This is a genomic window from Lentihominibacter faecis (assembly GCF_014306095.1).
Taxonomy (GTDB): Bacteria; Bacillota; Clostridia; order Peptostreptococcales; family Anaerovoracaceae; genus Lentihominibacter; species Lentihominibacter faecis.
The window spans coordinates 22619-31581 of record NZ_JACRWC010000042.1; the positions used below are offsets into that span (position 1 = coordinate 22619).

The 8963-nt window shown below is 45.4% G+C and carries 11 protein-coding genes; 5 read left to right on the forward strand and 6 right to left on the reverse strand.

All coding sequences use genetic code 11. The annotated features are described in order from the left end of the window. Window positions 1-35: 35 nt before the first annotated feature. On the reverse strand, window positions 36-1838 hold the full coding sequence (pepF, locus tag H8876_RS03040; RefSeq protein WP_249286467.1) for an oligoendopeptidase F: 1803 nt from the start codon (window positions 1836-1838) through the stop codon (window positions 36-38). A gap of 101 nt (window positions 1839-1939) precedes the next feature. On the opposite strand from pepF, the gene murI reads away from it, so the two are divergent. Together murI and H8876_RS03050 are read left to right on the forward strand one after the other, a co-directional pair. Continuing rightward, window positions 1940-2776, forward strand: a complete 837-nt coding sequence (gene murI, locus H8876_RS03045; protein ID WP_249286468.1) for a glutamate racemase — start codon at window positions 1940-1942, stop codon at window positions 2774-2776. Beyond that, window positions 2766-3350, forward strand: a complete 585-nt coding sequence (locus H8876_RS03050; protein WP_249286469.1) for a hypothetical protein — start codon at window positions 2766-2768, stop codon at window positions 3348-3350. The genes murI and H8876_RS03050 overlap by 11 nt, the downstream gene beginning before the upstream one ends. Before the next feature lie 26 nt (window positions 3351-3376). Here H8876_RS03050 and msrB read toward each other — a convergent pair whose 3' ends face one another. From msrB to H8876_RS10145, 5 genes are all read right to left on the reverse strand, one after another. Further along, a complete protein-coding gene (msrB, locus tag H8876_RS03055; RefSeq protein WP_249286470.1) occupies window positions 3377-4459 on the reverse strand; it encodes a peptide-methionine (R)-S-oxide reductase MsrB in 1083 nt (360 codons plus the stop codon). Between the two features lie 22 nt (window positions 4460-4481). Then, window positions 4482-5069 carry a TlpA family protein disulfide reductase gene (locus tag H8876_RS03060; protein ID WP_249286471.1) on the reverse strand — a complete coding sequence of 196 codons (588 nt, stop codon included), beginning with the start codon at window positions 5067-5069 and terminating at the stop codon, window positions 4482-4484. A gap of 111 nt (window positions 5070-5180) precedes the next feature. Next, entirely contained in the window at window positions 5181-5456 is a 276-nt protein-coding gene (locus tag H8876_RS03065; protein ID WP_249286472.1) for a hypothetical protein, read from the reverse strand. A 31-nt stretch (window positions 5457-5487) separates the two neighbouring features. Further along, window positions 5488-6363 carry a 4Fe-4S binding protein gene (locus H8876_RS03070; protein WP_249286473.1) on the reverse strand — a complete coding sequence of 292 codons (876 nt, stop codon included), beginning with the start codon at window positions 6361-6363 and terminating at the stop codon, window positions 5488-5490. Beyond that, window positions 6356-6502, reverse strand: coding sequence for a CD1871A family CXXC motif-containing protein (locus H8876_RS10145; protein ID WP_283241736.1), 147 nt, complete (start codon window positions 6500-6502; stop codon window positions 6356-6358). The genes H8876_RS03070 and H8876_RS10145 overlap by 8 nt, the downstream gene beginning before the upstream one ends. A gap of 142 nt (window positions 6503-6644) precedes the next feature. Between H8876_RS10145 and H8876_RS03075 the strand changes: the two genes are divergently transcribed. The 3 genes from H8876_RS03075 to H8876_RS03085 all read left to right on the forward strand — a co-directional run bounded on the left by H8876_RS03075 (window position 6645) and on the right by H8876_RS03085 (window position 8741). Continuing rightward, on the forward strand, window positions 6645-7322 hold the full coding sequence (locus H8876_RS03075) for a response regulator transcription factor (RefSeq protein ID WP_249286474.1): 678 nt from the start codon (window positions 6645-6647) through the stop codon (window positions 7320-7322). Continuing rightward, a complete protein-coding gene (locus H8876_RS03080; protein ID WP_249286475.1) occupies window positions 7319-8452 on the forward strand; it encodes an ATP-binding protein in 1134 nt (377 codons plus the stop codon). The genes H8876_RS03075 and H8876_RS03080 overlap by 4 nt, the downstream gene beginning before the upstream one ends. A gap of 85 nt (window positions 8453-8537) precedes the next feature. After that, complete coding sequence (locus H8876_RS03085; RefSeq protein WP_177264471.1) at window positions 8538-8741, forward strand: hypothetical protein; 204 nt, start codon at window positions 8538-8540, stop codon at window positions 8739-8741. Window positions 8742-8963 lie beyond the last annotated feature (222 nt).

Genomic DNA, 8963 nt, shown 5'->3' on the forward strand with positions numbered 1-8963 from the left:
TTCCTTGTAATATATATGCACATACAATGCAGGTGCTACAGCAGCGATTCGAATTCATCCAGCAGCTGATTGAATGTTTCCATGGCCTGCTGTACCGGAAGTGGAGAACTCATGTCCACGCCGGCAATCTTCAGCAGTTCGATCGGATGATCAGATTCGCCTGTCTTAAGGAAGCGGATATAATCCTGTGCAGCCGGCTTGCCTTCTGTAAGGATCTTTTTGGAGATTGCCGTAGCTGCGGAATAACCTGTAGCGTATTTGTATACGTAGAACGCATTGTAGAAATGCGGAATGCGTGCCCACTCGTAACGGATCACATCATCTTTTTCTACCGCTGATCCATAATATTGTGCATTGAGATCTTCATATTGCTGGCACATCCATTCAGCTGTCAGAGTTTCGCCGCTTTCAATGGCTTTATGTGTGATATCTTCAAATTCTGCGAACATGGTCTGACGGAACAGAGTCGTGCGGAACTCCTCAAGGTGCATGTTCAGCAGGTATTTTCTCATTTCCTTTTCATCTTCGGTGCGGAGCAGATGCTGCATCAAAAGAGATTCGTTGACGGTCGATGCGACTTCTGCCGTGAATATCGAATGACTTCCGTAAATATACGGCTGTTCGTCTCTCGTATAGCGGGAGTGCATGGAATGCCCCATCTCATGGATGATCGTGAAAACATCCTTTAAGGTGTCGGTATAGTTAAGCAGGATGTACGGATAGCTGTCATAACATCCGAAGCTGTAAGCTCCGCTGGTCTTGCCTTTATTTTCGTACACATCAATCCAGCCTTCTTCGATCCCTTTGTTCATTTTCGTAAGGTATTCCTCTCCCAGAGGCTGCAAAGCGTCCCGCATGATATCCAGCCCTTCTTCAAAGCTGACGGAAGTTTCCGGCAGTTTGATGAGTGGAACATACATATCGTACATGTAAAGCTTGTCGACGCCCAGAAGTTTTTTTCGCAGTTCTACATAACGGTGCATGGCAGGCAGATTTTTATGGACTTCCGCTACCAGGTTGTCGTAGACTTCCGCAGGAATATTGTCTCCGGAAAGGGCTGCGGCACGGGCAGACTCGTACTTTCGGATACGGGCAGACACCACATCGGTTTTCGTATTGTAGTTATATGCTGATGCGATGGTGTTGATCAGCTCTTTGTAGGCGTCGTATACTGCATTATAAGCATTTTTCCGAACGTCCCGGTCGTGGCTTTCCATGAACTTGATGAAATTGCCGTGAGTCACTTCTGTTTCGTCGCCGTCTTCATCGATGATCGTGCCGAATTTGATGTCGGCATTGTTGAGCATAGTAAAGATATCGTTGGTTGCACCGGTGATCTCACTCATTTGAGCCAGGATGTTTTCTTCGGCCTGAGTCAGGATGTGTGCTTTCTGCCGCATAGTATCGCAGATAGCGAACCGGTAGATTTCCAGCCCTGGCGCCGCATCGATATACGCGAGGATGGTTTCTTCTGATGCAGACAGCAACTCTGGCGTGAAGAAGGCCATGGAAGCCGATACGGCGGCGATCACGCTGTTACACTGGTCGGCCATGGCCTGGTATTTTGTTTCAGCGTTGTTTTCGTCTCGGCGCATTCTGGCATAGACATAGATTTTTTCAAGTCTGCGCCATATGTCGTCTCTTTTCTGGAAAGCAGCCAGCAGAGTGTCTGCACTTTCCGTCAGGCGTCCTGCAAAGTCTTCTCCGTAGGCCTCGGCTTCTTTTTTGATGGTTTCCAGTTCCCCGCTGATAACGGATTCATCGGGGATCATCGCTTCAATATTCCATTTGTACTTGTTGTCTATCTGATCACGTGTTTTTAGTTCTTTTGTGTTCATATTTTCCCTCCCGGTCGATTTACTTTATTTATTTCTTATTGTATAATATTTTCGATCATATAACAATTAGTATACCACATCTTAGGAGGATTACGACAAGAATGGATAACAGACCGATTGGTTTTTTTGATTCCGGACTGGGCGGACTGACATGCATCCCGCATATGATGCGTGATCTGCCCGAGGAAAAGATCATATATTTTGGCGATACTGCAAGGACGCCGTATGGATCGAAGGCGGCTAACACGATCCGCAGCTTTTCCATGGAAATCGCAGATTTTCTGGTGAAGAGCGATGTGAAGATGATCGTTATCGCCTGCAATACAGTCAGTGCGACGTGTGTGGAGGATCTTCGCAAAAGATTTCCCCAGATCCCCATCCTGGGGATCATCGAGCCGGCAGCCAAAGCGGTGGCAGGCAGCTGCAGAGCAGGAAGCAGGATAGGGATCATCGGTACTAAAGTGACTATAAGCAGCGGTGCATATAAAAAAGCGATCCAGGCACGCAACCCGGAGCTGAAGATTTTTGAAACAGCGTGTCCGGCATTCGTCCCACTGATAGAAGAAGGGATCATTGAAAACGATATCATGGATCTGACGATCCAGTACTACATGGATGATTTTATCCGTGAAAATGATATTGATACAATCGTGCTGGGATGTACTCATTATCCGTGGATCCAGAAAAATATTGCAAGGATCTATCCGGATCTGCACATAATAAATCCATCCAGCATCATCGTGGATACCATTCGTGAGATCATTCAGGAACGTGATATGGCAGCGAAAGGATCTTCTTTCGAGAATATTTTTTATGCCAGCGACCTTTCGGAGAATTTCGTCAATATGATCGACAGCATCTTCGAAGGGGAAGACGAGGATGCCAGAGTGAAATTTTTAAACTTTGATTTAGAACAGGGAGACAAGTATGAATTTTGAGGAATTACTGGACTACCTTGACCTGGAGGAAGCAGGTCAATTTGAATACTTCGAAGCTCTCGCAGACTTGGTGGAATGCGAGGAGCCTATAGAGATGGAAGCCATATACAAGCTTTTTGAGGGGGCCGATAAAGAAACGGTGGCTACATTATTGGAGGATTATTTTGAAGATATCCTGGACGGTCTGCCGGAAAATGCGGGGGAAATCTATTCGCTGCTCCATCAGATCAAGCTGAGTCTGGTGGGAATGGTGACTAACATAGAGGATGAAAATGATTTGCGGAAGTTTTCTGATGAGATCTACAAATTCCTCAACTGGTATTCCCACGAATCAGAGGTGGAGCTGAGTCCGGAAAACGGTGGTGGAGATATGTGGTGCGTGCTGCGGGATGCCATCACTGCATCTCGTCTGGAAAAGCTGGGTGGAGAGCAGTATCGATACGACTTCGAGTCCGCACTGGACTATCCCCTGGACAGCTATACGATGTCTTTTGCAGATCTGGTTGCTAATGAAAACCAGGATGCCAACGACGGAACCATCGTATTCTCGCCGGACGACGGGGAAGAGTGGTAGCTAAAAAACAGCAAAAATCTCTATCTTTAATCAAAAAGATAGAGAAGATAGCCGTATCCTTCGGACTTCATTTTCGCGTAAGGAATGAAGCGCAGCGATGCACTGTTGATACAGTAGCGGACTCCATTAGGGGATTCAGGGTCGTTTGTAAAGACATGACCGAGATGGGAGTCGCCAGATCGGCTGCGGACTTCTGTGCGTCGCATTCCGAAACGTGAATCTTTCTTTTCTATGATCGCAGGGGCTTCAATAGGCTTTGTAAAGGCAGGCCAGCCACAGCTGCTTTCAAATTTATCAGAAGATGAGAAAAGGGGCTCACCTGTAACGATATCCACGTAGATCCCTTTTTCAAACTGATCCCAGAATTCGTTCTGAAAGGGCTTTTCTGTTCCGTTCTCCTGGGTGATATGATACGGTTCTTGCGTAAGCTTGTCGCGGATCGTTTCCGCAGCGGGTTTGCTGTAGTCACCGGGATCGATCTTGAGCTTGGAAAAGAGTTTTATCTCCTCGCGAGGGATATGACAGTATCCATTTGGATTTTTTTTCAGATAATTCTGGTGATATTCTTCTGCCGGATAATAATTTATCAGAGGCTTGATCTCAACGGCAAAATCATCATTTCTTCCTTTTTCGACAGCTGCTATGCGCTCGACTGTTTCTTTTGCCTTATCATTGGTGTAATATATGCCGGTTTGATACTGCGTTCCCTTATCATTACCCTGCTGGTTGGATACCGTCGGATCGATCACATAGAAATATGCCAGAAGAAGTGCGTCAAGACTTACTTTTTCGGGATCATATTCTACGCGGACTGTTTCTTTGAAGCCTGTCTTTCCGGAGGTCACGATATTGTAGTGGGCGTCGGAAGAACCAGTCCCATTCGCATATCCGCTTTCGGTATCGATTACTCCCGGAATGGACTGCATTAGTTTTTCAATGCCCCAGAAGCATCCTCCGGCAAGATAGATCACGTTTTCGGGCTCATCTGAAAAATCCATTTTTTCCATATCTGTTTTCTTTTTTTCGCTGTCACTGCTCTCGTCAGAAGAAGAACACCCGCTGACTAACAGCAATGAAAGTACCAGAAATATCATCAACTTTTTTTTCATGGTTCTCCCCACCTCTGCTTTTTTATTCGTTGTCCTGATAAGGAACATCCTTATCGTCTTCTATTATTTTATCGATACGTTTTTTGAGCATTTTCATTGTGGATTCATCATCTATGCTGCCGACTACAGGATCTCCGATGATATAGCCGCCGCGATCCACCAGATATGTAGTCGGGAAAGAAGTGATGCTGTTTGCAAAATCCAAGGCGTCACCTGAATTGCTGTCAAAATACAGGTTTCGGTAGCTGGCTTTCTGCTGCATCAGGATTTTTTTCGCTTCTTCGATCATACTGTTGTCGCCGTTGAGTGTGTCAGTATTGATGCCTATTACAGCACCGCCTTTTTCCTTAAGTTCCTGGTCGAGAGAGTCCAGTTCTGACAGTTCTCCGATACAAGGGGAACAGCTGCTGAACCAGAAATTAACAACCGTTACGGAGTTTTCAGAGAATATATCGCTGTTAACAGAGTTTCCGTCAAGGTCTAAGCCTGTAAAGGAAGGGAACTCCTGCATGTCGGTTTCGTTGCCATTGTCTTTAGATCCGCTGTTTCCACAGCTTCCGAGAGCAAGCAGCAGAACGAGACATAGAGATAGTAATACATATTTTTTCATGTCGTGTGATTCCTTTCTGTATCATTTGAATTATATCGTGCAGTATTACATGGGAAAAACGAAGCGTGTTTCAAACAGCCCCGTCTTTCCGAAAACAAATGCAATTAACAGTTAGTTCATGTCTTTATCTTTCATATCATCTGAATCCATGTCTTCATTCATATCCATGTCTTCATCCATATCCATATCTTCCATGCACATGCAGTCATCAGGACACATACCGTCCTTCATGTCAGGACACTTACATTCTTCTGTGCACATGCCGTCTTTCATGCATGCACCTTCCTTGCAGTTGCACTTGTCTGATGAATCTTTGCTTCCGCATGCAGTGATGCAGACAGCCATGATGAGGATGACAAGTACGACCATCAGTTTCTGGATCTTCATTTGATTTCCCTCCTTTTGTTTCCCGGTGTAGTTACCTTTTTTTGATACCTGAACTGCAGGTGAAAGATATCGCATCTACAGGACAGTTTTTTATACATACGCCGCAGCGTATACATTCGGAATGACCGGAAGTTTTGGTGATATCGACATCCATGCCGCATACATCGGCACATTTTCTGCAGGAGATGCACGTATCTTTGTCTACTTGCATGTTCAGCAGTGATATCCTGTTGAACAGTGCATAGAATGCTCCCAGAGGGCACAGCCATTTGCAGAAAGGCCGGTAAAACAGAACACTTGATATGATCACTGCAGCCAGGACGCATGCTTTCCATGTAAAAAGGCTTCCCAAAGCAGCGCGGATGCTGCTGTTTGCTGCGGCAAGAGGGATCGCACCCTCAAGGACACCCTGGGGACATATGTATTTGCAGAAATACGGATCACCAAGTCCGGTATGGTTTACGACAGCTGCCGGCAGTATTATGACTGCAATAAGCAGGACTGCATATTTTAAATGTCTGAGAGGCTTTATTTTTTTTGTGGAAAATTTCCTGGATGGTATTTTATGCAGCAGTTCCTGAAACCATCCGAAGGGACAGAGGAATCCACATACGAAACGACCAAGCAGGACTCCCAGCATCATGAGAAAGCCTGTCACATAAAAAGAGATAGTGAATTTCGAAGAACCTGAGACTGCCTGCAGAGCTCCTACAGGACAGGCTCCCGATGCGGCAGGGCACGAATAGCAGTTGAGGCCCGGTACGCAGAATTTTTTCAGATTTCCCTGATAGATTCTTCCTTCCGGCAGGTTCAGCAGGAAAAGATTTGACAGAAAAACTGCTGATGCCTGTATCCACGTTCTTGCTGATGAAATGAGCCGGGACAGAGAACGTGTTATGCTACCCAATGCCAATACACTCCAGACATATTTTGACCGCCTTGTTAAAGACGTAAGTCACTTCATTACGGAATATACCGTAAATCAGCATCAGACTACCTGAAACGAGTAACAAGATGCGTATTGCCCCCTTCTTTTTGATTCTCATAGAAATTCACCTCTCTTGTGTGTACATGATACGACAGCGCATATAAAATCTCTGTTAAGAAATGCTGTTTGCGGCAATTAAATTGTTCGTAAATTTTGATTTTTCTGTTATAATGGATAAAAATCAGGAAAGGAGTCGGGCCATGAGGATTTTAATGATAGAGGACGAAAAGCTTTTTGGTGACAAGATCGCAGGAAGTTTACGCAGGGAAGGGTATGAGGTGGATATATGCTATGACGGCAGTTCGGCCATGGAGCATATGAGTTACGAGAGCTGCGATCTGATACTGCTTGATCTGAACCTTCCTGATATAGACGGTATAGAAATACTTCGTCACCTTAGGTCTTATGATAATGAGACGGCAGTGCTGATCCTGTCTGCAAGGAGCCAGATCAGCGACAAGGTCGAGGGGCTGGATGTAGGGGCCAGTGATTATCTGGTGAAGCCTTTTCATCTCGACGAACTCAAAGCACGTATACGAAGTCTGACAAGACGCAGATTTATTCAAAATGATGTATGCCTTGTATGCGGCCGGCTTAGATTTGATACAAAAGCCAGAAAAGCTTTTGCAGAAGACCGGGAGATCGTACTGACACGCAAGGAAAACGGGATATTGGAATACTTGATGCTCAATGAGGGAAGACCTGTCAGTCAGGAGGAATTCATGGAACATGTATGGGACGGCAGTGTTGATAATTTCAGCAATTCCATACGTGTTCACATGTCGTCTTTAAGAAAGAAGCTCAAAGCTATACTGGGATACGATCCTATCCGTAATCGTATAGGGGAAGGATATCAGATCGGAGGGGAGAAAAGGTGAAAAAAATATCGCTCAGATGGCGTATCACTTTTATGACCATGATCATTCTCGTGGTAACATGCGTGTCGATGAAGGTGATGATATGCAGTTCCGGTATGATGCAGATCACGGAACTTGGAAATGTTGTGTTCGATTTTACAGATGACCACAAGGGAGAAGTGGTGACGGCAGAGGAAATGTCCGGCTTTGAAAGGCAGTTTGCCGGGAAACTTCAGGAAGCAAAAATGCAGTTTTGCATGTACAACTGGTTTATCACCGGAACGGTCGTACTCATAAGCAGTATCGTTGCGTTTTTTATCAGCAGACGATCTCTCAAGCCGCTGCAAAGATTTTCAAAACAGCTGGAAAAGATCCAGATGAAAAACCTTGATGATACACATGTAGAGGAAGGAGAAGTGGCAGAACTGGTGATGTTAAGCAGATCACTGAATGATATGCTGGAAAGGATATCGCGCGCTTTTGAAGCGCAGCATCAGTTTACCTCCAATGCCGCGCATGAGCTGAGGACTCCTCTGGCGCTGATACAGACACAGATGGATCTTTATGCGGAGGAACAGGAAGAAATCCCTGAAAAATTATCTGACACCATGGGTATGATAAGAGAACAGACCGAACGGCTGTCAGAGATGGTCAGGATCCTGCTGGATATGAGTGAATTGCAGACGGTGCCGTGCAGTGACAGGATCAGTCTGACTCCAATGATAGAGGAGGTGCTGACGGATCTTTCTTCGCTGGCCAGAGAAGATGATATAACGCTGGAACAGTCCGGTGAGGATTGTGAGATAAAAGGCAGCGATATACTGATATATCGTGTTATTTTCAATCTCGTGGAAAACGCCATCAAATACAATAGAACGGGTGGCAGAGTATCGGTGGCGACTTCGATGTGCGATGATAAAGTATGTGTTTCTATTTCGGACACAGGGTACGGAGTGCCGGATGAATTCAGAGATCATATTTTTCAGCCGTTTTTTCGCGTAGACGGATCAGGAAACCGCACTTTGGGCGGAATAGGTCTGGGACTTTCCCTTGTGTGGGAAATCATACATCTTCACGGCGGCACAGTGATGATCAGCGAAAGTAATGAAAACGGAACTGTACTGCTTCTTGAATTCCCGCGAGCTGTGTGAGAAAGAGCAGAGACGTTGAAGCAGATCATTGCGTTTGAGCCGGTTTCGCGGTATAATGTTGACAATGCAAAGGAGAGTGACTGTTATGAACGAAAATCGTCAGAAAGTAGCTCCGGTGACGGATCTGCTGGAGTATAAGATCCGGGTAGGAGAAATATCCAATGAAGGAGGACATGAGATTTTTCACATTGCGTTGAAACACGTGGAGCTGGTGGATCAGATCGTGTATATCCTGGAAATGGATCTGCCGGAAAAAGATACTATCGCCAAGATAAAGCAGCTGGTTTAACCAGCTGCTTTTTTGAAAAATCCAGTATTAGAAAAGCGGGCATAATATATGCCCGCCTGCCTTAGATTCAGCCTTTATTTCTGTTCAAAAATATCACGAATCATGGAGCTGGAGATTTTTTCGTTGGTTTTTTCTGATTTGACAGGTTCTTCAGAGTCTGCCTTGATTTCTTCAGCAGCATCCTGAGGGAAATCAATGATCAGTTCATGGAAGGTCAGGGCA

Coding starts and splice junctions, on each gene's coding strand:
- H8876_RS03065 (WP_249286472.1), bottom strand. CDS start 5,456: ATGAAGATCCAGAAACTGATGGTCGTACTTGTCATCCTCATCATGGCT.
- H8876_RS03085 (WP_177264471.1), top strand. CDS start 8,538: ATGAACGAAAATCGTCAGAAAGTAGCTCCGGTGACGGATCTGCTGGAG.
- H8876_RS10145 (WP_283241736.1), bottom strand. CDS start 6,502: ATGAGAATCAAAAAGAAGGGGGCAATACGCATCTTGTTACTCGTTTCA.
- H8876_RS03060 (WP_249286471.1), bottom strand. CDS start 5,069: ATGAAAAAATATGTATTACTATCTCTATGTCTCGTTCTGCTGCTTGCT.
- msrB (WP_249286470.1), bottom strand. CDS start 4,459: ATGAAAAAAAAGTTGATGATATTTCTGGTACTTTCATTGCTGTTAGTC.
- H8876_RS03050 (WP_249286469.1), top strand. CDS start 2,766: ATGAATTTTGAGGAATTACTGGACTACCTTGACCTGGAGGAAGCAGGT.
- murI (WP_249286468.1), top strand. CDS start 1,940: ATGGATAACAGACCGATTGGTTTTTTTGATTCCGGACTGGGCGGACTG.
- pepF (WP_249286467.1), bottom strand. CDS start 1,838: ATGAACACAAAAGAACTAAAAACACGTGATCAGATAGACAACAAGTAC.
- H8876_RS03075 (WP_249286474.1), top strand. CDS start 6,645: ATGAGGATTTTAATGATAGAGGACGAAAAGCTTTTTGGTGACAAGATC.